Origin of the sequence: Desulfosediminicola flagellatus, from assembly GCF_005116655.2 — a bacterium.
Classification (GTDB): Bacteria; Desulfobacterota; Desulfobulbia; order Desulfobulbales; family Desulfocapsaceae; genus Desulfopila; species Desulfopila flagellata.
The window spans coordinates 4,011,081-4,035,837 of record NZ_CP050698.1 but is presented as its reverse complement, the minus strand read 5'-3'; the positions used below and the strand labels follow the sequence as shown (position 1 = coordinate 4,035,837).

The 24,757-nt window shown below is 44.5% G+C and carries 20 protein-coding genes; 7 read left to right on the top strand and 13 right to left on the bottom strand.

The features are described 5' to 3' along the window. Positions 1 to 75 precede the first annotated feature (75 nt). The 7 genes from FCL46_RS16660 to FCL46_RS16630 all read right to left on the bottom strand — a co-directional run bounded on the left by FCL46_RS16660 (position 76) and on the right by FCL46_RS16630 (position 9,685). Positions 76 to 1,917 carry a SulP family inorganic anion transporter gene (locus FCL46_RS16660; RefSeq protein ID WP_136809855.1) on the bottom strand — a complete coding sequence of 614 codons (1,842 nt, stop codon included), beginning with the start codon at positions 1,915 to 1,917 and terminating at the stop codon, positions 76 to 78. A gap of 379 nt (positions 1,918 to 2,296) precedes the next feature. Continuing rightward, the gene (locus FCL46_RS16655; RefSeq protein ID WP_136809854.1) at positions 2,297 to 3,691 is read right to left on the bottom strand and encodes a PTS transporter subunit IIC; all 1,395 of its coding nucleotides are present in this window, start codon (positions 3,689 to 3,691) and stop codon (positions 2,297 to 2,299) included. Positions 3,692 to 4,016: 325 nt separating this feature from the next. Beyond that, positions 4,017 to 4,787, bottom strand: a complete 771-nt coding sequence (locus FCL46_RS16650) for an alpha/beta fold hydrolase (RefSeq protein WP_136809853.1) — start codon at positions 4,785 to 4,787, stop codon at positions 4,017 to 4,019. A gap of 229 nt (positions 4,788 to 5,016) precedes the next feature. Beyond that, positions 5,017 to 5,892, bottom strand: a complete 876-nt coding sequence (locus FCL46_RS16645) for a formate dehydrogenase subunit gamma (protein ID WP_136809852.1) — start codon at positions 5,890 to 5,892, stop codon at positions 5,017 to 5,019. A gap of 102 nt (positions 5,893 to 5,994) precedes the next feature. Then, positions 5,995 to 6,582, bottom strand: a complete 588-nt coding sequence (gene fdh3B, locus FCL46_RS16640; protein WP_136809851.1) for a formate dehydrogenase FDH3 subunit beta — start codon at positions 6,580 to 6,582, stop codon at positions 5,995 to 5,997. 26 nt (positions 6,583 to 6,608) lie between these two features. After that, on the bottom strand, positions 6,609 to 9,341 hold the full coding sequence (locus FCL46_RS28490; RefSeq protein ID WP_420811280.1) for a formate dehydrogenase subunit alpha: 2,733 nt from the start codon (positions 9,339 to 9,341) through the stop codon (positions 6,609 to 6,611). A 152-nt stretch (positions 9,342 to 9,493) separates the two neighbouring features. Next, positions 9,494 to 9,685 carry a hypothetical protein gene (locus FCL46_RS16630; RefSeq protein ID WP_136809849.1) on the bottom strand — a complete coding sequence of 64 codons (192 nt, stop codon included), beginning with the start codon at positions 9,683 to 9,685 and terminating at the stop codon, positions 9,494 to 9,496. A gap of 938 nt (positions 9,686 to 10,623) precedes the next feature. On the opposite strand from FCL46_RS16630, the gene FCL46_RS16625 reads away from it, so the two are divergent. Continuing rightward, complete coding sequence (locus FCL46_RS16625) at positions 10,624 to 12,063, top strand: sensor histidine kinase (protein WP_136809848.1); 1,440 nt, start codon at positions 10,624 to 10,626, stop codon at positions 12,061 to 12,063. Then, on the top strand, positions 12,060 to 13,433 hold the full coding sequence (locus FCL46_RS16620) for a sigma-54-dependent transcriptional regulator (RefSeq protein ID WP_136809847.1): 1,374 nt from the start codon (positions 12,060 to 12,062) through the stop codon (positions 13,431 to 13,433). The genes FCL46_RS16625 and FCL46_RS16620 overlap by 4 nt, the downstream gene beginning before the upstream one ends. A 41-nt stretch (positions 13,434 to 13,474) precedes the next feature. Here the strand turns inward: FCL46_RS16620 and lon are convergent, their stop codons facing one another. From lon to FCL46_RS16600, 4 genes are all read right to left on the bottom strand, one after another. Then, complete coding sequence (lon, locus tag FCL46_RS16615; protein ID WP_136809846.1) at positions 13,475 to 15,505, bottom strand: endopeptidase La; 2,031 nt, start codon at positions 15,503 to 15,505, stop codon at positions 13,475 to 13,477. Between the two features lie 49 nt (positions 15,506 to 15,554). After that, positions 15,555 to 15,851, bottom strand: coding sequence for a hypothetical protein (locus FCL46_RS16610; RefSeq protein ID WP_136809845.1), 297 nt, complete (start codon positions 15,849 to 15,851; stop codon positions 15,555 to 15,557). 228 nt (positions 15,852 to 16,079) lie between these two features. Continuing rightward, complete coding sequence (locus tag FCL46_RS16605) at positions 16,080 to 17,132, bottom strand: sulfite exporter TauE/SafE family protein (protein WP_136809990.1); 1,053 nt, start codon at positions 17,130 to 17,132, stop codon at positions 16,080 to 16,082. A gap of 324 nt (positions 17,133 to 17,456) precedes the next feature. Further along, on the bottom strand, positions 17,457 to 17,795 hold the full coding sequence (locus tag FCL46_RS16600) for a hypothetical protein (RefSeq protein ID WP_136809844.1): 339 nt from the start codon (positions 17,793 to 17,795) through the stop codon (positions 17,457 to 17,459). 763 nt (positions 17,796 to 18,558) lie between these two features. Between FCL46_RS16600 and FCL46_RS16595 the strand changes: the two genes are divergently transcribed. The 3 genes from FCL46_RS16595 to FCL46_RS16585 all read left to right on the top strand — a co-directional run bounded on the left by FCL46_RS16595 (position 18,559) and on the right by FCL46_RS16585 (position 21,673). After that, positions 18,559 to 20,067, top strand: a complete 1,509-nt coding sequence (locus FCL46_RS16595; RefSeq protein ID WP_136810870.1) for an IS1182 family transposase — start codon at positions 18,559 to 18,561, stop codon at positions 20,065 to 20,067. Between the two features lie 176 nt (positions 20,068 to 20,243). Then, positions 20,244 to 20,744 carry a hypothetical protein gene (locus tag FCL46_RS16590; protein WP_136806518.1) on the top strand — a complete coding sequence of 167 codons (501 nt, stop codon included), beginning with the start codon at positions 20,244 to 20,246 and terminating at the stop codon, positions 20,742 to 20,744. A 68-nt stretch (positions 20,745 to 20,812) separates the two neighbouring features. Beyond that, positions 20,813 to 21,673 carry a universal stress protein gene (locus FCL46_RS16585; protein ID WP_136806519.1) on the top strand — a complete coding sequence of 287 codons (861 nt, stop codon included), beginning with the start codon at positions 20,813 to 20,815 and terminating at the stop codon, positions 21,671 to 21,673. 16 nt (positions 21,674 to 21,689) lie between these two features. Here FCL46_RS16585 and FCL46_RS16580 read toward each other — a convergent pair whose 3' ends face one another. Beyond that, a complete protein-coding gene (locus FCL46_RS16580; protein WP_136806520.1) occupies positions 21,690 to 22,139 on the bottom strand; it encodes a hypothetical protein in 450 nt (149 codons plus the stop codon). Between the two features lie 232 nt (positions 22,140 to 22,371). Continuing rightward, entirely contained in the window at positions 22,372 to 22,488 is a 117-nt protein-coding gene (locus FCL46_RS28485) for a cytidylate kinase-like family protein (RefSeq protein WP_136806521.1), read from the bottom strand. A 349-nt stretch (positions 22,489 to 22,837) separates the two neighbouring features. Here FCL46_RS28485 and FCL46_RS16575 point away from each other — a divergent pair, with 349 nt between their 5' ends. Beyond that, the gene (locus tag FCL46_RS16575; RefSeq protein ID WP_136806522.1) at positions 22,838 to 23,455 is read left to right on the top strand and encodes a hypothetical protein; all 618 of its coding nucleotides are present in this window, start codon (positions 22,838 to 22,840) and stop codon (positions 23,453 to 23,455) included. A gap of 360 nt (positions 23,456 to 23,815) precedes the next feature. Beyond that, entirely contained in the window at positions 23,816 to 24,451 is a 636-nt protein-coding gene (locus FCL46_RS16570; RefSeq protein ID WP_136806523.1) for a GntR family transcriptional regulator, read from the top strand. Positions 24,452 to 24,757 lie beyond the last annotated feature (306 nt).

Genomic DNA, 24,757 nt, shown 5'->3' with positions numbered 1-24,757 from the left:
TGTGTCGGCTGAGATTTTCATAGCTTGAATATGTGTTAAGATTTTCCCACGACGGCCAATGATTTGAAGCACAGGTTATATTGTCTGCGGTTGATCGATATACTCAAGATTTACCTGTTCTTTCATTCCTGATACAGGCACTGTTCTGCATTCAAGAAATATCCGGGAAGTACACTGGGCACATATAGATTTATCAAGACGATTGAAAATCTCTGAGATTGCCTCCTTTTTGGAGACGAAAATATTATCGGTGCCTATATCAAGAAGGTATTCAAGGAATTTAAAATGACTGCATATCCCTTCTTTCATATCGTAAAAATAGAGATGTCCACCATCGTGTTCTCTTTCCTTTGCCAGCTGAACCAGAAATTCGGCACCTGCCATATCAATAAAATTAATGCCACTTCCTACCAGCAGCAAATTTTTCTGATCAGGATTGACCTGTTGCAGCTCCTTCAGGTTGGCTCTGACATGATTTACCGCCCCGAAATAGAGTGAACCATCAATTCGCACTATCTTGAGTTGCAAACATTCCGGTAGTGTCGGGTCTGTTATAAAAGACCGTGATTCCTGGCGGGGATCCGGAACTCGTGTAAGTGTTCTTGGGTGAGATGTGCGGTTGAGGTAGATAGCCAGCGACAACATTATGCCGAGTAGTATGGCAAACTGCAGTTCAAGAAACAGGGTGGCCAGAAAGGTCGACCCGAGGATAACGGATTCGGTAACGCTGGTCTGGGCTATTTTTTTGATATGATGGGGATCTATCAGTTTCCAGGCAACAAGAAACAGGATTGCAGCCATCGCAGAGTTAGGCAGGTAGATCGCAAGCGGTGCGACAAACAACACAGCAAAAATCAGCAGTCCTCCTGCGAATACTGCAGCCAGCGGAGTTTTCGCGCCAGCCTCGTAGTTCATGCCGCTTCTGTTGAATGAACCGGTTGCTACATAACTGCTAAAAAAGGGACCTATGATATTAGATAATCCCTGGCCGATAAATTCCTGATTACCATCAATACTCTGATCCGTTTTGTCTGCAAGGGATCTGGCTATTGAAATAGCTTCCGTCAAAGCAAAGAGCGTCATTGCAAGTGCCGTGGGAGCCAGGAGTTTAATGTTTTCCATTGTCAAATGCGGTAGAGATAGCGGCGGGAGTGTTGACGGCAAAGCACCGACAGTTGCAATACCAGCAGTCTCCTTACCAGCAAAGGCAATTATACCCGCTGCAGCTAGACTACCAAAGAGCATTGATACGATCATATATGGCCAGCTCGGCCGATACCGTTTTACCAGAATTCCCACAACAATTGTCGACACACCAACTGCTGTTGTATATGGGTTGATTTCACGTATATGCATACTGAAGTTATAAATGGAATCCTGAAAGTGAATAGCTCGTGGATATGCCAGTCCGAAAAAATGCTTTAACTGGCTGGTAATAATCAAAATAGCCGCACCTGCAGTGAAGCCGACAACAACAGAATGCGAAATGAAATTGACCAGCGAGCCGAAACGAACCAACCCCATGCTGAGTTGGATCAATCCAACCATCAGCGTCAGGGTCAATGCCAGTTGAACAAATTCAGGACTGCCGGGAGCGGCATGCAGACTTAATGAAGAAAAGAGTACAATGGAAGCAGCTGTAGTAGGCCCGGAGACAAGTAACCAGGATGAACCGAACAGGGCGGCAATTATAGCCGGTAGCATACCTGTATATAAGCCGTATTCAGGAGGCATTCCCGCAATAGTTGCAAATGCGACACCCTGCGGCAGCGCAACAACAGCTCCCGTTAGTCCGGCGATGATATCTGCGCGCAGAGTTATTCTGGAAACTTTTGGCCACCACAACAGAAAGGGTAGAAAACGATATTTCCAGTCATCCTTCCCCGTGGATATTCTGCTTACAGTTTTTCGGTCCATAATGATCTCCTGAGCCAGGAATGCGTCGTAAATATATCAAATATTTTGTCGTATGTATTATGAAATCGATGTGTTAGCCGTGGTGGTAATAGTTTGCTTTTTAACCAGGTGTTCCAACTCAGAGTGGAATACATTTCTCTCCGAGGCTATCAGTGCTTCTTTAATAAGAAAATCAGAATTTAACAGATTTTACCAGCATCAAACGCAAGGGAAAGATTGAGCTTCTTTCCCGTACAACATTCAAATTTGAGAAGGAAGGCCTGCTTATGGTATTTGCAAGTATGTTGAGGTGGTCCGGCTCCAATCGGATCTTCCGGGCAAGCCGCAGCAGGAAACATTTGGTGAGCGGAGGCAGCAATATTTCCATAAGAAAACCATTTTAATCCAGATGATTGACAGCAGGCGAAGCTATTTTTACCAGCCGATTATAGCGCCTGCGGGTAAACCACATGCCGAGCAGCAGAAAACCGACCAGCACAAATGCAAACACCTTTCCCTGAAAGAGGTAATACAAAACATACCTCACTTGATGTCCACCGTCTGTGAAAGCGGTGATCAGCCCCATGTTTTCCATATTAAAGGCAGTTGTCTGCCTGGCCAATTCCGTATATTTCGGCGCTAGATGTGTCGCTACCAGCATGAACGTAATAATTATCGGAATTCCGGCAAGAACAGCCCTGAACACATTGCCGTTAAAAATCAGCACAGAGATAGACATTACAGAAATTAGATTGGGCAGATCGCCAAGCGGAAGGACTTTATTACCTGGAAGTATCAGGGCAATGAGTATTGCCAGTGCCATTAAAATAAGCCCGGTAACAATTACAGATCTGTGACTCATTAAAAATCCGGTGTCCAGTGCTACCACCAGATTTGTCCGGTGTGGAAATCGCTTTTCGACCTGTGTCCGTAATGCAGAGGTTACGGGAACCATTGCTTCACCAATTAAACCTGCACTTTTGGGTAGAATAAACATTACAGCAGCAATATGGACACTCAATTCAAGAGTATCTTTCAGGTTGTAACCTGCTGCTATCGCGAGCAGCAACCCCATAAGGGTACCAATAACCATGGGCTCGCTTATCAAGCTGAGCAGACTTCTATTCCCATCGAGTGTGCCATGATCGGAATGATTTTTTTCCGGATTGTAGACGATTGTGTTGAGCAGCGGAATCCGATCTATAATCCAATCGACGACAACGGTGTATGGCACAATCCCGTTTACAGAAACGGGTGATGCCGACACTCCTTTCAAACCAAGCTCACGTTCCACATCAGGTGCAGTCCACTCGGTAAGCTTGAAACAGTAGACTGCCAGAACAGCTGTTGCCGTCAGCCCCCACCACATACTGCCGGTAGCGTTCATTACCAGTGCTCCGAGAAAGGCAAAATGCCAGTAGTTCCAGATGTCGATGTAGATGGCTCTGGTAAAACCCACGGCGATTAACACCAGGTTCAACAACAACACCATGGGAATAGAAACAGCCGCCAACGGAGAAGCCCAGGTTATTGCCGCCAAAGGTGGCCAACCAACATCCAGAATCGGAAAATCAAGGCCTCTGGCGATTGATAGTTGTTCGACAGCCGGCTTGATATTGGCCACAAAAAAATCAAAGGCAATAAAGACACCGGCAAAACCCACGGCCAGCTCAATTGCACTGATAAATGATTTTCTCAACGAAAGCCGCACAGCGACAGCCACGAAAAAAATGATGATAGGGAGCATCACATATGCTTTAAAGCTAAAGAATGTATCAAGAATGGTCTGCAGCATTACGACCTCACAAATCACATGTTATCTCGTAACATAGAGTGTTTTTGGTGCTTTTTCTAACGAGGTTGCCTTGACATGGCTGGTTGGTACTCATCGAAGGTACCATCAACGATCACAGGCGTTCATTTCGGCAAATCATTATACAACGAGGCTTCGTAAAGTCATTGAGTTTAACACCAGGCAGATATACGACGAAATGGATGTGTTGATATTATTAGTAGTGTTTTTAAGTATATATTTTATTTGATTCAAGTGTTTGAATTACTCAGGTTCTCAGTGTTTGGCTGAGCTGACACTACTCAGGACGATGCTATCGATTTTCATCTCATCCTGTGATTTGACGAATAAATTGTGCCATGCGATCGAGGACAAACGGTTGAGCTTCAAGATGAGGTGTATGTCCGCAATTCGGGACCATCTCTCCCCAGGCTTCTCCTGAAGCACTTGAAACAATCGTGTTCACCTGCTTCTTAGTACCGTATTGATCATCTGCTCCCTGTAAAACAAGGAGGGGAACTTGCAGGCGTGGCAACAACTCATCAATGCTCCAGTTCCGGAACCATTCTGCCAGCCAGGTTTCTGCCCACGCGTTGAACAGGGTGACTGTTTTGCTTCCATGATATTTGTGTAAGCCGGCGAGTTGCCCCTTATCCCAAGCTGCTACCGCATCGTGTATGCCTGCGAGTGTTTCCTGTTCGACAAAGACATGTGCAGCCTCGGTGATAATACCTTTCAGACGCGCAGGATGTTCAGCCCCATAAATCAAACTGATACTGCCACCATCCGAGTGACCGATCAAAATATAATCTTTTTCAGGGATGAGCATTTTAAGCAGCAACGGTAGTTCCTGCAAAGCACATTCGTGCATATACCTGATCGAGCGCTTATGTTCCAGGGAGGAAGATTTTCCGTGACCCAAACGATCATATACTAGGCCGGGATGACCAGTAGCAGTGCATAATGATGCAGGAAAATCTTTCCACAATGCCACACTTCCCAATCCTTCATGCAGGAAAACCAGGTACGGTTTGTTTTGCTGGCCTGGTATCAACTGATAATGAACCTGGTGCTTGTTGCCTAACTCAAGTAGGGGCACGTGTATTACTCCTGTGAATCCTGAGTGTATTGTTTTCGCGATATATAATATTGTGCGGGAAAAGACGAAAATCCGCACAATGGTCACTTTTGCCAGCAGAGACATGAATCTCTTAGGCGAATTCGTAACCATGACACGGATTTTCTGTTTTGGCTCGTGTTAACTTGCTACATGGCATTTGCAGGTATCACGAGGCCTCTCACCATCAATGTCCCGATTTATCTGCTGTTTAATATCTATAGCGGCTATGGAGTATATCCACCTCATCTTTCGGTTTGTAGCCGGTTTTCATACTCTCCAGCGAGCCGGCAATTGCGAAGACCGACATATACACATGCGTCAGGTAAAATGCGAGTATTCCCATGCCGAGGATATTATGGATAATGGCATACAAACGCACAGTTTCAACATCTGCACCCATCCCCCATATGATATAACCGGTGTAGGCCATGACACAACCACCGACGGTGGCAAACCAGAAGTACATTTTCTGCCCGGCATTAAATTTGCCTGCGGGTACGGGTTTCTTTTCTTTGCTCAGGTATCCGCCGAGTATGAACATCCATTTAATATCATAAACTTTTGGCAGCATATCCATCAGCCACGTAACAAGCATGAGCAGTGCCGGGAGAACAAAAACAATGGCCGACCCGAGATGGATGTATCTGGCAATTCGGATTAATGTACCACCTCCGAGATATTTCCCGAAAATTATCATGAGCCCGGTAATAACCAGCAAAGAAAAAGATACTGCTGCAATGAAATGGACAATGCGGATGAAATATGGAAAAAACAATATCTGTTCACCGTCATGATCAAAATGTTTTGCCCCGACAATCACATAATGTAGCAAAAATACCCCCGGAATTCCAATGATGATGGCAAGAAAAACTTTCCAGAACCAATGTCCCTGAAGGGTAGTGAACAGCTGACCGTACTCTCGCCAGTCTCCAGTAATTACGCCAATCAGCGTATGGTAATAATCCGATGAAGATCCCGCCGGCAGGTTTGCCAGAGCCTGGCTTTCCTGGGCGGAAACACCTGAGACTACTCCTGCCACAAGGAAAATCGTGAATAGAAGCACAGGTTTAAAAATGCTCTGCATGGTGCCCTCCTGATTGCGGATGACATTGTCCAGCCCCTCATTTTCCAGTGAAAGGCCGGACTGATCGCAAATTAGCGGTGAAGCTTTTTTACGCGCTAGTTACTATTTTTTGTCGTATGCCTTGGACCATCCCCAGGCGTTAACGCCGGACCCCCGCCTGAAAACGCGCTCACGATACACATCAGCAACAATATCCGCATCACCGGCCAGAAGTGCCTTGGTTGCACACATTCCTGAGCAGAGAGGTACTTTCCCTTCCGCTATACGGTTCTGGCCATAGAGCTTGTGTTCTTCGGCACTGAAATTTTCCTCCGGGCCACCAGCACAGAATGTGCATTTATCCATAGCACCTCTGGCTCCAAAGACATTGCCGGCAGGAAACTGTGGAGCACCAAATGGGCATGCCATAAAACAGTAACCGCAGCCGATACAGGTTTTTTTGCTTACCAGAACGACACCGTCAAGGCGTTGATAGATTGCATCAACAGGACAAACAGCGATGCAGGGAGCATCAGCGCAGTGCATACAAGAAACGGAAATTGATTTTTCTCCAGGTTCACCCTCATTGAGCGTGATAACACGGCGACGGTTGACACCCACAGGAATATGGTGCCCTTCTTTACAGGCCACAACGCAGCCACCGCAATCTATACAGCGCTCAACGTCACATAAGAATTTCACTCTTGCCATTGTTTATTCCTCCTCATCCGTGTTGCTTACGCACGAGTGACTTTGCACAGACCGTCTTTGGTAGCCTGAATCTGGGTTATAATGTCATATCCATAGTTCGTTACGACATTGCCTGGGTCGCCAAGAACAAACGGCGCATGCCCTTCCGGATAATCCTTCTCGTAGGATTCGCCCATCAAGGTCCCGGCAAAATGGTATGGCAGGAAGATTGTTTTCTCATCAACTCGAGGAGTGAGTTTGGCTTTTACTTTTATCTTTGCACCTTCCGGTGATTCTATAATCACCATGTCACCTTTACGGATTCCAAGATTATTTGCCAGACGTGGATTGATCTCAACATACATTTCAGGCTGAAGTTCAGCGAGATATTGGTTGCTTCGCGTTTCAGCACCACCACCCATGTGCTCAACCATACGTCCGGTTGTTATGACATATGGATATTCTTTGACAAGATCTGGATTTTGTTCGCTCTTATATCTGGTTTTTACCCGGAAGTGATTTGGCTTATCTTCATAGGTAGGATATTTTGCGATCAGATCAGGACGTGGTGAATGCAGTGGTTCGCGATGGATCGGAACTTTGTCAGGGAAGTTCCAGACAACGCAGCGGGCTCGGGCGTTACCAAATGGAGCCATTCCCCGGGCTATTGCATCTTTAATAGTTTTCTGTGAAAGATCAGTTTTCCAGTTGGTACCGGGAACAACCTCCTTGAATTCCACGTACCCACCTTGAACCTCGCTGCCTGGATTGCAAATACCTTCTGCTGCAAGTTGATTTTCAGTACGGCCACTACTTTCATATGTTCTCTCTTCGCCGAATCGGTTACGGAAGGGCAATCCACCCTCAGCAACAGATTTGGAGATATCATAAAGTATCGGGGTCCCCGGATGATCTGTCGTCCAGCATGGCCACGGCATACCATAGTAATCACCATCACATGGGCCTCCTTTGGCCTGCAGATCATCAATATCAAAGGTGTGCCAGTTGGCCATATGACTCTTTATACGATCAGGTGTCTGGCCGTTGTAGCCGATGGTCAATGAACCTGAACCAAGCTCCAGGGTTATGTCCTCTGGAATCTGCTTGATATTTTTGTAGAATTTATCGGCAAATCCAAGCTTATTCACTAACAGTTCCATGACTTGATAGTCATCTTTACTGTCGTAAACGGGATCAACAACCCTATGCCGCCACTGAATTTGACGAGAGGTGGATGTCACTGAACCGGATGTCTCATACTGGCTGGCACCTGGCAGTATATACACGTTATCGGTTTTGGTAACTGCTGCAGCAATAGTCGGGAAAGGATCCACTATTACCAGTAATTCAAGTTTATTTAATGCCTGGACGACTCTGTTATACTGTGAGTTGGAGTTAGATCCACAGCCCCATTGAATCATGGCTTTAATTGGTGTCGGAGTCTCAAGCTCCTCCTCGTTCAAGACACCTTCATACCAACGCGCCAGGGAGAAACCTTTCTTGTTCATCCACTCTTTTTCAGGAAAACGCCCAACAATCCAGTCGTAATCAACATCCCACACGCGGCACCAGTGTTTCCATGCCCCGTCTGAAAGACCATAGTACGCTGGCAGATTGTCGGCCAGAACACACATATCAGTTGCGCCCTGCACGTTGTCATGGCCGCGGAAAATATTCGTTCCGCCGCCTGACTTACCCATGTTGCCGAGAACAAGCTGCAGAATACAGAAGGCTCTGGTAATGGAGGAACCTATTGAATGCTGCGTACCACCCATACACCATGTCAGACTTGTAGGCCTGTTAGTGGCAAGCAGTTCAGCAATCCTGGTTACTTCTGACGCGGGAATACCGGTGATATCTTCTACAATCTCAGGAGTATAATGGGCAGCAACTTCAACCATTTCTTCATAGCCCGAAACACGTGTTCTGATGAACTCCTTCTCTTCCCAGCCGTTGGTAATAACCGCGTTGATGAGTCCCATTATGAATGCTGCATCTGAACCCGGACGAATGCGTACGAAATCGGTTCCTTTAGCTGCGAGTTTGGTAAAGCGTGGATCCACTACGATAAGAGGTGCATTATTGACCTCTTTTGCATGCAGAATATGCTGCATTGAGACGGGATGTGCTTCAGTAGCATTTGATCCGATAAAGATCATGCTTTTTGCGTGCCTGATGTCATTCAGACTGTTAGTCATCGCACCGTAGCCCCACGTATTGGCGACACCTGCCACCGTTGTTGAGTGTCAGATACGAGCCTGGTGGTCAATGTTATTCGACCCCCAAAATGCTGCAAATTTCCTCTGCAGGTACGCCATTTCTGTTGAGACCTTGGCGCTACCATTAAAATGCAGAGCATCAGGACCATTCTTTTCGCGAAGATCTAGCAGTTTAGCGCTGATCTCATCCATAGCCTGGTCCCAGGAAAGGGTAGTCCATTTCCCGTTTACCCGCTTCATCGGCTTTTTCATGCGCTTTTCGCTGGTAACCATGTCGATAGCTCCAGCACCTTTACAACAGTGGGCTCCTCGCGAAACTGGATGATCAGTAGCTATTTCCTGGCGAACCCATACGCCGTTATGTACCTCTGCTTCAATGCCGCAACCCACTGCGCAATAAGTACATATCGTTCTGATCTTTTCTGATCCGATGTATGGTGCACTCTGTCCGGCTGCCGCATTTACTTTTCTGGTCATGCGGGTGGTCATCGCAACACCCGTAAGTGCCGCAGAGGCAGCAGAAAGTTTAAGGAAAGATCTTCTGGCGACCTTGGGATTCATGGTCACTCGGCGACCAGCACTCACTGCGCCAGTGCTGGAACCCTTTTTGATTTTACTTCGTGCCATTGCTGTTTCTCCTTTTTGAGTAAAGCAATCTTTCGTGGCTCGTAATGGTACCTGTAGCCAGTTCCATACCCCTTACAGATGCTGGACTACCGCAATGTTTTGTAGTATTTTTTAAAATTGTCGCTGTTATGATAAAGCGTTTCATCAGAATCGTTAATGAGTTGTTCAGGTTGTGATTTGGCAGGCTTGGCAATGGCGGCAGTCCCAATTACCGCACCAGTGCCTATAATAATCTGCTTGAGAAACGAACGTCGTTCATCCTTTTCTTTTTTCATCATAATTCCTCCTTGAGCCACATTATTTCTATGTGATGCCCATAGCATTAAGTTGTGTTGCGCACACAAAGAGAAGAGATAGAAGAAATGAACCTTGATAAACTATCTTTGAATTGCTCTCTATACTCTTCAGGCTTGAGTTTTTTCTACTTCACTCTCAATAATTACGGCGTGGATAATGATGTGAAAATTTTGATTCTATAATCAGAGAACAAATGCGTAACAGCGGTTTGCACCATTGTTACGCATGAAATATGTTGACGAAGTGCATGTGGTAACGTTTTGAATTCGCATTAAATTCATTTTTTCACGTGTGAATTCTTGTTTCCGGGTGATCGGTTAAGCCGTTACATCGGTTAAAAGAAGTATGGAGAATGCAGCCACTTCAACGATGAAATATGTACTGAAGTTGCTTCTCTGAAATATCGATAGAAACATTGAAATGACACGAATTGTTCATGTCATTTTTAATTATACCGATTGGAAAAAAATAATAAAGAAGCGGAAAAAATATTGATACTGCAATTCACCTGCAGGAATCATGTGTGCGACAGCTTTTTTGTGTCAGGTACTGGGGCACAGATCAGATTGGTTACGATTTTCTGGGATTTGCATGTAGATCCAATCCGTCGTATTTTTTTAGTTAATTCTATTTCACTTTCTGTTTTCTTATGGAACTCGGATATAACAATTACGAGTCGTTCTCAAAGAACAGTTTTAGATCAAAAGGATGTAAGAAACATAAACGCTGTATTCAGATTAAAAATGTCCTTAGTAATAAGTGATTAGACAGCTTTAGTGTGGTAGACTCTGTCAGCAAAAACTGTGATCCTGTGTACCCTTTCTGACTATTTACTTTTGCCAATAGAACAAGTAGAAAATGTTGAAAGGTCGATATTGCAACTGTCTGGTTTTCAAGCCTTAAGGTCAGGAGAAAAAGCTTGTCGAAATCGTCTCATTTCAGCCTTTCGTTTAAAATCCTCTTTTTTGTTGTTTGCTATGTTTTAGGAATTTCTGTTATGTGGTTCATGTCTAACGATGACATGCATACTGCAGGAAAAAAATTCACTATCATGGAACGTGCTTACCTGCTCGATAACATTATTTTAGAGGTGAGACGATACGAGAAAAACTACCTCCTCTATGATACGCCGGAAGCTCTCAAAGAACATCGTGAATACATTGCCAAAGCTGAGCAAACAGCTGATTACATTCATGCTCAGATAAAAAACCTTAAAGCTACTCCACTGCTTAACGAGCTTGAGCTATTGATAAAAAGCTACAAAGAAAATTTTAGTGGACTAGAGAAAAGTAGGGTTGAAGGTTCTAGTGAATATGACCAGTTACTCCATATTACAAGAGATCTCGGTAAGCAGATGACAGAAAAAAGTGCTCAGCTATTGGAGTTTGAACGGGTTCAGTTACACGTTATATTTCAAGAACTGAAAACTCGCATGAGTCTCTTGTCTGCAGTGGCTATTATCCTGGGCATCATAATGCCGTTCGTGACATTTTTTAAGATTTTCAGGCCTCTTAATATTATAAAAAAGACCACCGGCGCTATTGCTCAGGGGCATTTTAAAAGAGTTGAGGTGTTGAACACCCGTGATGAAATGCAACAGGTCATGGAGGCATTCAATACGATGGTCCAGGAGCTGGAGCTTCGCCAGGATCAGCTCGTTCAATCCCAAAAACTGTCATCAATCGGGACTCTTACTGCCGGGGTTGCACACCAGTTGAATAACCCGCTCAATAATATTTCGACTTCATGCCAGATCGCACTTGCTGAAATTGATGCAGGGGATAAGGATCTATTCCTTAAGATGCTGAATAATATTGATCAGGAGACACTCCGGGCGCGTGATGTCGTCAAAGGACTTCTTGAATTTTCACGTTCAGAAAAATTCAGTATACGCACAGCTTCTTTACTGGATATTGTTAATAGGGCTGTACGATTGGCAAGGAGCGAAGTTGCGGCTGATATCCAGGTCAAAATAGATGTTCCTGACAGTCTTATGGTTCCTATGGATGTGCAGCGAATGCAGGAGGTTTTTTTAAATCTCATATTAAATGCTGCCCAGGCAATTGAGCAGAAAGGTGTTATTACTCTCAGCTCTGAAATAGATGAAAAAGAAGATGCTGTGATCATTATTGTTCATGATACAGGGCCAGGAATTCCCAAAGAAATACAGGGCCAGTTATTTGATCCTTTCTATACAACCAAAGAGGAAGGGAAGGGTACCGGCCTCGGGCTTTCCGTGGTTTACGGTATTATCCAAAAACATCATGGCGAAATCAGCGTCAGTAGCGAACCTGGTCAGGGAGCGTCATTTTATTTACGATTACCCCTTTCTCCCGGAAAAGAGTCGTCGATATCATGACACGTTCTCTTCTTAACACAACTATTCTTGTCGTGGATGATGAAGCTATTGCCCGTGACAACCTTGCACATATTCTGGAGAAATCGGGCTATCGGGTTCTTCTTGCAGCAGATGGTAATGAAGCTGTTGCCGTCATGGAAGATCAGGAAGTGAATCTGGTTATCACTGATCTGCGTATGAAAGGAAGAGATGGCATGGCCGTACTGGCAGAGACAAAGCGTCTCTGGCCGGCCGCCGAGGTGCTGGTGGTAACCGGATATGCGAGTCTCGATACAGCTATTGAAGCGATGAAAAAAGGAGCTTACCACTATCTGGCAAAGCCTTTAAATGTGCAGGAACTTCAGGCTATGGTGGTTAAGGCTCTTGAACGCAGTGCAATGCAGCAGGAGTTGTATCAGTTGCGACAACAGGTTGCAGACAACACTGAATTCTCAAAAATTATCGGACAAAGTTCAAAAACAGTAGCGCTTCGGGAACAGATTTCACAGGTGGCACAGCTTGATTGTAACGTGCTTATTCTTGGTGAAACCGGTACCGGTAAAGAATTAGTTGCCCGCACAATTCATGATTTGAGCAGGAGGGCCGGAAAACGAATCGTCTCACTCAACTGTGGTGCTTTCAGCGAAGATCTTATGAGTACAGAGCTTTTTGGCCATGAGCAGGGCGCTTTCACCGGGGCTGAGAAACTGAAGAAGGGGTTGCTGGAGTACGCTAAAGGCGGAACTGTCTTTTTTGATGAGATTGGTGAGCTGCCATTGCAGATGCAGGTTAAACTTTTGCGAGTCCTCCAGGAACGGACACTTATGCGCGTAGGAGGCTCGGAGGAGATTCCTATCGATATCAGGGTGCTGGCTGCGACCAACAGAAATTTGAAGGAAGCCTCTGACGAAGGGACGTTTCGAAAAGATCTCTATTATCGACTTGATGTTATCACCATCCTGATACCACCACTGGTTGAACGTCGAAATGATATCCCGCTGCTTGCCAGCCATTTTCTGCAAAAACACGCCGAACCGGGAAGAACTGTCCCCCATTTATCAGAAATGGCGGCTGAGCGATTAAAGAGCTACGAGTACCCGGGAAACATCAGAGAGCTTGAAAACATAATTCAACGTGTGTTGATCACATGTCGTGAAGATGTTATCGAACCGCATCACCTTGAAGACGATATTGGGGCAGAATCTGTAGCCACCTCTATATCTCAGGAACAATCATGGCCAACACTTGAAGATCATGAAAAACAGTACATCCTGAAAGTTCTTGATGAAGTAGAGGGGAAACGGTCGAAAGCGGCCGAAATCCTCGGGATTGACCGGGTTTCCCTCTGGCGCAAAATAAAACGATATAGGCTGGATGATCCGGATTTCTAACCCGTGTTATGAGGTCTCCCTTCCTGAGGCATGACAGGACACTAGTTCTTTGGCAGGGGAAGCAATGCCATGTCGATCATCTCATCTATATTTTTTACCATATTCACTTGAAGTCCTGCGCTCACATCTTCCGGTAAGGCTAATACTTCGTCACGATTGGCCTCTGGAACCACCACCAGTGATATTCCCGCTCGCTGAGCTGCCAGCATTTTTTCACGAATACCGCTTACCGGCAGGACCCTACCGCTGAGTGTCATTTCTCCGGTAAGTGCAACACTGCGCCGTGCGTGTCTGCCGGTCAGTAAAGAGAGTAGAGCTGCAAATATAGTTATGCCGGCAGATGGACCGTCTTTTGAAATGCTGCCTGCGGGGATATGGATATGAATATCGTAGTTTTGGAAATCATCATGTGAGATAGCAAATTCATCGGCTCTGCTGCGGATTAGGCTTAGAGCCGTCTGGGCTGACTCCTGGAGAACTTCTCCGAGGGAACCGGTCATCGTGAGTACACCATTTCCCTGCATCTTCACTGTTTCAATAGAGATTATTTCGCCCCCTGTCTCAGACCAGACAAGGCCGGTTGTAATGCCAATGCTGTCCTTTTCTTCCGCCACTTCACGGTAATATTTTTTGGGTCCCAGAAAAGACGTTATTGCCGCAGAATCAATAGTTGTGATCGGAGATGATTCATTATCGTCAAGCTTTAGAAGTGCTATTTTTCTGCAGACATTGGAGATTTCGCGCTCAAGGTTACGTAACCCTGACTCACGGGTATACTGGTTAATGACACTGACCACGGCGTCATTGGCAAACGTGATATCTTCTCTGTGCAGTCCTGTAGCTTTCAGTTGTCTGGGGATAATAAATTGTTGTGCTATGCTCAGTTTTTCCTTTTCGGTATATCCCGTAAAGTTGACAATTTCCATACGGTCAAGCAGTGGTCGTGGCAATTTTGAGAGGTCATTGGCTGTGGCCATAAACATGACATGGGAGAGATCGAAGGGGATATCCAGGTAGTGGTCCACATAGGTGCTGTTCTGTTCAGGGTCGAGAACTTCGAGTAGAACTGATGCTGGATCACCTCGAAAATCCTGACCGATTTTGTCCAATTCGTCCAACATGAAGACCGGGTTATTTACTCCGGTTCGTTTAATCTCTGTCAGGACCCGGCCGGGCATTGCTCCCACGTAGGTTCGTCGGTGTCCTCGTAACTCCGCTTCGTCACGCAGGCCTGCAACAGAGACTCTGATAAAATGACGATTGAGTGATTCTGCGATAGCCTTACCTACCGAGGTTTTACCTGTACCTGGTGGGCCGGCGAAACAGAGAATTGGTCCCTTGCCGATATCGCTGGAGAGTTTCTGGTCTAATACCTCTTTGACAGTTTTTCGTAATTCATCGAGATTAACAGGTTTGCCCAGATAGTGGGCTGCACCTTTTTTAAGGGCCTCTACGGCTGAACTGACTGTTGCAAAACCGGTTACCATGATAACCTGGGTGTCGGGATATAACCGGTTTACGTGACTCAGTAGCTCAATGCCATCCATCTGGTCCATCTTTAAGTCAGTGATGACCAGATCAATATCATTATTTGCAAAGACTTCAAGGGCCTCAATGCCATTTGACGCGGTCAGGCAGTGATAGCCGTCTTTGACCAGAACATGTTGCATATTATTGCGGGCAATTTCTTCATCATCCACAATAAGTATATGTGACTGAACATTCCCCCGCAGGGTCTTAGATGCAAGAAATTCAAGGATACGTTGTTTGACCTGATCAAGCCCACAGTGCCTTGAATTAAGAATCTCCCTGGCCCGCTGAAGATCAAAGTTTCCTGAAGAACTTACCCGCCAGGGCAAGTCAAGAAGCATATCGATATAGTTAATGCCTACTGTAAATTCGGCCATAGCAGGATCTGTTTTTTCGAGCTTCTCCAATTCCCTGACAGCTGCCTCTAAAGCATGGGATGGCAGATCGGTCTGTTCAATCCTGGCTCGTAACTTTGCTAACAGTGATTGCTCTTCATCTGGCTTTTCTTCCTGAACTACCTCCGACCGTCTCTTAAATAACATGTTCTCATTCCTTAGGAGTCTGTTCTCTTGTCAATGCATTGGTGATTTTTCAGGTATGGTAGCGGCGTAGTGCAGGGCGGGAATCGCGCTGCTTATTCTTCACGGGAGACGATCTGGTTATCGTGTTTCCCTTCGTAGTTCGTATTTTTTTCTTCGCTTCACCTGTCAGGTCTGAACGGTGAAAAAACATATACCAGTCATCTCTGTGGGCGGGTAGTTTGTTGGATTCATCTGGCCTTTTAGCAGAGGCCGTATGGAAACTACTGACATAGTGTATCACGTTGTTAAGCAGATGCAGAGCTGATACTGTGATAACCAGTGCCGTCAAATACATTCCGGGTTCCATAACTGTCCCTCCTCGTTAATTGTATCTTTACTCTTGGGATCGTCAGCTGGGCTTCTAGTACTTTCAGCCCTTGCAGAATAATTTCGTGTTTATGACAAGAAATTATTCTGCATAAAGGCTCATTTCCCTTCAGCGAGGTACGAAGAACCTCATTTCGATCCAATGAAAAGAATTACAGGTTTAATTTATGTTAACGGGGTATTACGTCGTTTGTGAGGATTCTGCTTGTCAGCCAGCTGCCTCTTGTACGGTATGGACCTGTTTTTCTGCGCGATCCTGAAGCATTCCATTAATCATGGCAACAGAAATGATGATCGCGGCCACTCCCAGAGCGGCGATTAATGCCCAGAAACTTATACTATTGAGGACAACAGAGAATTGATGTTGTAAATGAGGAATAAGATCCAGATCGGCGAGATAGCCTGGTACTTTGGCCCCACGTGAAACAGCAACAATCAACATTACCGCGGCCATTACCAATTTTATTGTATGATCTTTGACATAGGTTGTTCCCAGTGCGCCTAATTGTACACCGATCAGAGATCCCGCGAGGATAAGCAAGGTCATGCGAATATCGATCAGGCCGGCCATACCCCACTGGACAGAGCCCCAAGCACCCATAATAAAGGCGACAAGAAGTTCGGTAGCACTGGCAACCATGGCCGATGCACCAACTACATAAATCATCCCGGGAACGCCTATAAAACCGCCCACCGCGATGGTTGCTGCCAGCATTCCGGTAAAGAGACCTACCGGAACAGTCACCCATGCAGAGATGCGTACGTTGGCAACTTTAAACTCCATCATAGGCCACACTTCAATTTTTTGGAGATATAAAGCGAGCTTCGATGTTTTTGCTTCAATATTTCCCTTAGATGATTTTAAGGCATCTCGTAGAACGTATGCCCCAACTACGACCAGGACGAGAACAAAGACCACACTTACATAAAGATTAGAGCCTGCATTGCCCCAATGATCGAGAATGATTTTTTGAACCTTAATTCCGATTTGCACACCAACAATCGCTGTTGCTGCCATCACCAGGCCGAGCTTTATATCGACTTGCCCGTACTTCCAGCGCTTATAGGTGCCGACCATGGCTTTGGGAAACTTATGGCACATATTGCTGGCCACAGCTACTGCACCCGGGGCTCCTAGGGACATCATCGCAGGAGTGAGAACAAAAGCTCCACCAGAGCCAATAAACCCTGATAGCAGGCCACCAATAAGTCCGACGATAAGGAGGGCAACAACCTTGGTGATGGTCATGTCAAAAAACATCAACGACACTTCTTTAATCACATTTGGCCCAGCATGCGGATCAAGGCTGACCATGACTTTCTTATCAAGAATTATGTCGTCGATGGTCATACCCTCACCTAGAGCCAGGGTTCTTAACTCATCGTGCCCATCAACGTGTATTTTTGCAGTGTTGGTCGCCGGGTCAAGTTGGGTGAAAATACCTTTTATTACGTTTTTGGGTGGAGGACCACCTGCATAGGCATTGTGCACCAGTAGCGTGCCTATCAATACTGTCAGTAATAGAGTTAGAAATTTTTTCATGATTGCTCCTGCCTGGAGTGATAAGTTGAGTGCCTGCTATAATTACGATTTTTTGGGCTCAAGCCCGAGCACGTCGAGAAAATTACTGGCAAACGCTCCATGCATAAAAGAAAACGCAAATGCGGTGCCGACTGGAAGCACTGCATACCAGCCACCAAGCGTATAGGTATTGGTAACCAGCGCCTCATTTGAAAACAGCAGGGTGTATGCGCCCAGAGATAAGGCTCCAAAAATAACCATTTTGGCAATTGGCTTTTTCTTGCGATAGGTCGTTTGGATCGCTTTTGTTGTTGCAGGAGTTTTGCTGACACTGCCGGTTGTTGATTTGCGAGTGGTTCGCTGGACCGACAGCTGAGTTTGGTAGGGATCATTCTGTCTCATTTCCATTTCTCCTTTAAAGATGAATAGTGAACTACATAGGTATATTTTTCAGCCAAGAGGCAAGTGTGGTTATATGAGATGATGCCGAACCGTCATTTGCGTTAATATTTGCAAACTTAATGCCATCCTGCGTATTTGTTAAAACGTCGTGATTACAGGTGTATGGGTTGTTTTAGGCGTGGCTGCAATTTGTTGCAATATGCAACGGGATAATTGCAGCTAATGAGATAAAAAATTTTTAAATCATAGGTTTATGCCTGTTATTTTGGCGTCGTTCTGTGGTGTTGCAAAAAGCAACATGCTTGTATATTTCAGATCTGGCAGGGAGTAGAGATAAACGTATCACCCATGGGATATGTTGATGAAGTTATATATCTGTTATTGTGGGGTAAATTTTGGATATTGCTGGGGTCGATCTTTCGGGGAGAATATGATTTCAGGTTGGTTACTGATCATTTGATAGAAAACATGTTTCATTCTGCAACAAGGAATCGTTTGTTCACTACTTGGTTGGGTGGAATAAGTGATATGAAAACAAATGCATAAATGAATAATAGAGCGGTTGGAATATGTTTTGCTTTGAATCCTAGGAGGCTGTCCGACAATAATTAAAGAGAATAGTTAAATTGTTTTTATCGTAGCTGAATTTCCTAGCAAATGGCAAACAGGTTGAGATGGAATGCTTATATATAACAGCATGATAAGCTGCATATTCTTGTTTTTTGTGTTAATTTGTATTCAATAAAACAAGAGAGGTTTCCTTATGTCACCCCCATTCAAAAATCTGCCATTAGAATTCAAACAACGGCAAATGTTTCCGAGCAATATCTTTGATCTGCTCCCTGACAATCATGAATGTTATCTGTATAACGATATTTTTCAGCAGCTTGACACCTCAAGTATTGAAAAACAGTATAGCATGCAAGGACAGCGTGCCTATCATCCCAAGTTGATTATCTCGATTCTCATATACGCATACAGTCATGGCCTTTTCAGCTCAAGACAGATAGAAGGACGGTGCCATGTAGACCTTGCTTATATGTATATATCAGGGATGTCATGCCCAAATTTCCGAGTGTTAAGTGACTTTAGGAAAAATAATGCTGAATTTTTTCATGAATGTTTCAAGCAGAGTGTCCTGATAGCCATGCAATTGGGACTTGCGTCTCTTGGCCATGTAAGCTTAGACGGTTCAAAATTTAAGGCTGACACTTCTAAGCATAAGGCCATGAGTTACAAGAGACTCAAAGAAAAAGAACATGAATTACTAGCGGAAATTGAGAGCCTTATAGCGAAAGCAAAAAACTGCGATGAAGAAGAGGACAGGGAGTATAAGGAACCTACCGGATATGGTATTCCCGAAGATTTACAGTTCAAAGAAAAGCGATTAGCAAAAATACAGGCAGCCAAAAAAGCCTTAGAACAACGGGAGCAAGAACTACACCCCGGCAAAACCATTGAGGACAAAAAGCAAATTAGCTTTGCAGATACGGATGCCCGTATTATGGGAAAAAATAACGTCTTTGATTATCAGTACAATGGGCAAATATGTGTAGATGAGGATAAGCAAGTGATTGTTGCCCAACATCTGAGTCTAAATGCAAATGACAAGAACGAGGTTGAACCTGCGTTAGAAAATATACGGGAAACGACTGGCAGTTTTCCTTCAAAGATGAGCTTTGATAATGGTTACATGTCAGGTGATAATCTTGAGGCAATAAGATCGGCAAAACTCGATGCTTATGTAGCAACAGATAAAGCTGAGAAGAGAAGTGAAATTCCGTTAAATGATTCGGACCGCAAGCTCATAAAGGCTGATTTTATTTACAACGAGCGGGGTGATTTTTTCACCTGTCCTGGAGACCAATCCCTCGTTTTAATACGTACATCAAAATCGGGCAGGAAAACATATCAAGGCGACTCTGATGTGTGTGTTGAGTGCGATTATAAAAGCAGATGTTGCAAATCAACTCAGGGTAATGCTCGAACAATTAACACGGATGACAAAGAGCCCTTACGGCAACAGATGAATGAGAAAATGGAGAGGGTAAGCTCTAAAGAAATATATGGAAGACGAAAAGTTATCGTTGAACCAGTATTCGGACAGATAAAAAATATCGGTTTCAGAAGATTCAGTGTCAGAGGGTATGAGAAAGCAAGTGGTGAATTTTCCCTTGCATGCACTGCTCACAACATGAGGAAGTTACTGAGAGCGATCATAAATGGGGTAGTACGTTCAGAGGACGGCAAATTGTTGGCAAATCCTGCATAGTAATGATGGAGAGCCCTGATTCTCAGTATAATTGCATTATTCAGGCGTTTTTCAGGTGCATATTATAAGATTTACCTTTGCGCAGAGATATAAAGCTCCAGCGATTGCTAGGCTTTATGATTTGTCCGATTTAAAATTCCTGTTCTCGGACAGCCTCCTAGGAGGCCCGCTATCTAATGCTATATGAAAAAGCGTTCTTACTGATACGCGATAAAAGAAATTACAGGGGGGTGATTCAACTGGATCCAGATAAAGTTCTAGTGACAAGGTTCTTTCAAGACCAACCGGTAATTCTTGTGGTGACGTGTAACGGTCATCTGACGGAATCGGTGATGGGGTATAGTTTGAATGTGGCGGGAAGGCTCAATCACCGGCTTCTTGTAGCATATGTCAATACGATGCCATTTCTTTGGGAAGGTGGCTTTCGAAGTCGACGTTTTGCTCTCGCTGTAAAAGATAATTTCAGTATCATGCAAGAACGAAGTCAAAAGCGAGGGATCATCGTTAACCATATCAAAGAGAGTGGAAATATAGGCAGAGTTGTGAGTAGACTCTGTCGTATCGTGAAAAAAATTGAATTTATCATTGTTGACGACGGTGTAAGCGTGGAAAAAGTTGTTTCTCGGGCATGTGTTCCTGTCTTTAATGTTGATAAACTTGTAAAAGCAAAACCTTAGGGTGAGTCGGGCATCATCCTGGAGCATATTTTCGAGGCTATCAACTTATCTTAACGAGCTTTCAGGCTATGATAACTCATACAGTTAAAACCATACTTGCAGCGATGAATACCTCGCACGAAAACCGCTCTCTCTATAAAGAGGCGTTGGCTCTGGCATCTTCGATGAGAGCACGGGTTGTTGTGGTTTCCGTAACGCCTGATTATGAAGGTAATATGAATAGATTTTTCCTTAACGATGCAGAGCAGCAGTTTAAAGCACCGTTTCAGGAAATTCTGAGAGAAGCTGATGAGTATGCAACCTCACTCGGACTTTCGATGGAGACCGTCCACCGCATAGGGAAACCAGATGAGGAAATTTGTGCAGTTGCATATGAAGTGAACGCCGATATCATTCTGCTCGGATGTGTCAAGCGCATGCAGGTGGAAAGAATGCTGCTGGGGCGCACGACGGTTGAAGTAATCACCAATAGTCCGTGTGATGTTCTGATTATCCCTGAAGACGGAGAATTGCGATTCGACAAAATCCTGGCAGGCCTTAATGGGTCTGCTGCAAGCATTGAGGCCGGCTTACGCGCTATTGATATCGCAAAAAGCTATGGGAGTGAGATCCATGCACTCTATGCGACAAATATCCCTACGGATCTATCGCTGCGTCACAGCATCGTGCGGGATGCTGAACAAAAGGGCTGGAAGATATTGAAAGAGTTCGTTTTGCAGGGAAAAGAACACGATGTCTCAGTTATTACAGCTATCCGGGCAAATATACCTGAAGATTGTCTAGCTGCGTACGCACAAGAAAAACATATTCATCTCATTATTCTGGGAGCCCGGAAGGAATCATTGGGATTGGATATGTTTTGCGGGAGTGTAGTTGAACGAATTGCAGCACTGACCCCCTGTCCTGTTCTGGTGGCAAAGAATCGATGATACTAACTTCAGGGCATTATATAGATCTAAAAGAAACGACCTTTTCCTCATGCGATCTGCCCTTTCTGCCAAAAAGAGCAGATAGACAGCAGTAACAACCGACGGCCAGAAAAATGAGCGGAAGCACGACATAATAGAAGAGATTATCAACAATTGCTTTCTGCGGATCACTCTTGTGAATGAAAATTTTGATTTTTTCACCTTTTTTAGGTGTTTGAAATATATGGGCCTTAGCCCTGCTCTTGAACTCATGTGTACTACCAGCCATATCCACATATTGGATTAACGGTCTACCACCAAAATCTCTTCCAGAAGAAGGGTGGTCTATTACGCCGTAGGTCATGCTACCAAGGAACCGATAATTGGAATACTTGGAGAGTGTGTTTAACGCTGGTAGAGCAACTATCAATCCGAGGATGAACATAAAAACCCGTACAAACAATGTACCGAAGCTTGTTGACTTCATAACCGTTACCCCTTGTAAGGTTACATAGGCTATCAGACTGCCCGTTGAAAAATATCCTGACTGAATGGTGATAGTAGTGGTTAGGTAAGTTTTGTGGAAGGAATTTTAGGGTATTCCTGAAAATTATTGAGAGAAGGGTGAGAAAACTTCAATATTTCAGCCCCCTCTCTCGTAGGTACGCTATAAATGATAGTCAGCTGTTCCGTATGTCAGTGCTATAGACCTGCATACACTAGTTACGGTATTCTTCGTCTTCTTTTTTCAACAGATAGAGCGCCTTAGTGGTTGATATATTATCGTGGCGCACTTCCTCATTTATACGATCTTCTATATCAGAAATTATTCTCACTTTGACTACTCTAACTTCATTGTTCAATTCAATAAAATGGATGGGAGTGGATTGACTCCAATGTTTGATCATTTGTCGTTAGTGTTAGGGCGTGATCTGGGTAAAAAGTATACAGAAACAGATCACGCTCACCCTGGTCCATGTCAAAAAAATAGACAGCCGGCATGAGTGTTCGATTGTTTGTGATATCTCCTTTTGTGCGGGAAAACACTCCACTAGAAAATACTACATCGTGGTCTAGTGCGACTGGCATAGCACTTGCTACATTCTTATTATCTTTTGCAGGAGATCGAGAGATCTCAATGACATGTTTACGTTAACCAGGGCAAGTGCCCATATGGAGAAAATAATGAAAAAAGTTTTATTGTCTACAATAGCTATTATAGGAATCGTATCTGGTACAGCTTTTGCGCAACAGGCGGTTCCAGAAGAGCAGGCTGTTCATTCACCAGCTGATGGAGCTCATCATGTTGAAGCTGCAGTCTCAAATAGTGATGTTACTACCGCTTCAACCGGAATGGTGCACACGCAGGGCGGTCATATGATGGGGATGAAAGGTCATGGCAAAATGGCAGATACATCCGGCATGATGTCCGGCAAGATGAATTGCGGTAAGTCCGGAATGATGATGCATAAGAAAGGCATAATGCACGGTATGTCAGGTGGCATGGATCACGGGAAAATGCGCGGCATGAAAGACCATGGTATGAAAGGCCACGGAATGATGGCGCTTGGGTTCTATATGCCTGGACATGAGCAATGGACTCCTGAGCAGCACCAGCAGTTTTTAGATGCAACAGCGGATCTACGTAAAGATCTCGTGGTAAAGCGTTTTGAAATTGCTGAAGCTAAACGTAATACCGCTTCTACTCCTGAGCAATTCGGTCAGCTGGATAAAGATCTTATCGATATTCGGACCAATCTTCAGGTCAAAGCTTTAGAAATTAATGCAGTAGCAGCAGAGTAGTTTACATATTCCTGGCATTGTATATTTATACGACGCCAGGTATTTCGATATTTAGAGTCCACCTTGTCTATGATGAGGTGGACTTTTTTTTGATGTGTTTTCCTGGCGATTGTGCGGAGAGATGTAATCGTTTGCCGAGGAGACTGTCCTGGAATGGCCTTTTCTCAAACTCTTCGGAATTTTCGGACGGCCTCCTCGGTGCATTCTGCTCCTGCAAACGATTTTAAAGTAGTAGTATCTCTTTCAAGGCTTGTGTTTATTGTCTATTACAGGATGAGTCCAATGCAAATATCGTATTTGACAAATCAGTCTCTCCAAGATATTATCGATAATCTTTAAACAGAATAATGGAAGGGAAATATGGGTAAAATGGTTGTAAAACGAGAGAGTCTGACCGAGCAGATTAAATCTATACTTATCGATAGAATTGTCGATGGTACACTGGTGCCTGGTGACAGGTTGAAAGAGTTGCAGATCGCGAGTGAATTTGGCACCAGTCAGGCTCCGGTTCGTGAGGCAATTCGGAGTTTGCAGGCGCTGGGATATGTCGAACATAAACCACATGTGGGTGCTCTGGTCAAAACCTTTACTAAAAAAGAAATTGAAGAAGCATACCAGGTGAGAGAAGCCTTAGAGGGGCACTGCCTGATTCTTGCAGATCTTAATACTGAACAGCTTGTGCAGCAGCTGAATATTCATCTCGAAAGTATGCACCAGGCTGTTATTCATAACGATGTACGACGTTTTACCAAGGCGGATAATCGGTTTCACCAGGCAATTGTAGAATTTTCAGGCAATGAAACCATGTTAAAAATATGGGGTTCTTTGCGGATGCAGTTGCAGGTTATTGCGACATTGGTAGAGGCTTCAATGCCACTTGAGAGTCTGTACGCGCTTCACCCTCCAATCATAGCGGTCCTTGAACGAAATCATCGTGAAGGTGCCGCCCGCTTTCTAGCAGATCATTATCGGCAAATAGGGAACTACTGGAAATAATCCACGTTATTACAGGAAAGTCTAAGCATCTCTATAAGTATTCTGATGTAGCAATAATCGATAATAGCTCAACGTGAGAGGGGTGCTCCTCCTTTCTCAAAAAAAAAGCACAGAAAATCGAACATTGTAACAACAATACGTCGTCTGAGTTTATCATGAGCATTTTGTCGAAATTGATAAATACTCTGCAAAATCAAAAGGATGTTTCCCGCTTGTTCAATCCGTTACCTACATGTCGTGCTGTTGCGCGTCTACATGGAAATTCTACAGTATGACCTCAATTGAATCAGTGTTGACTGAGTTTCT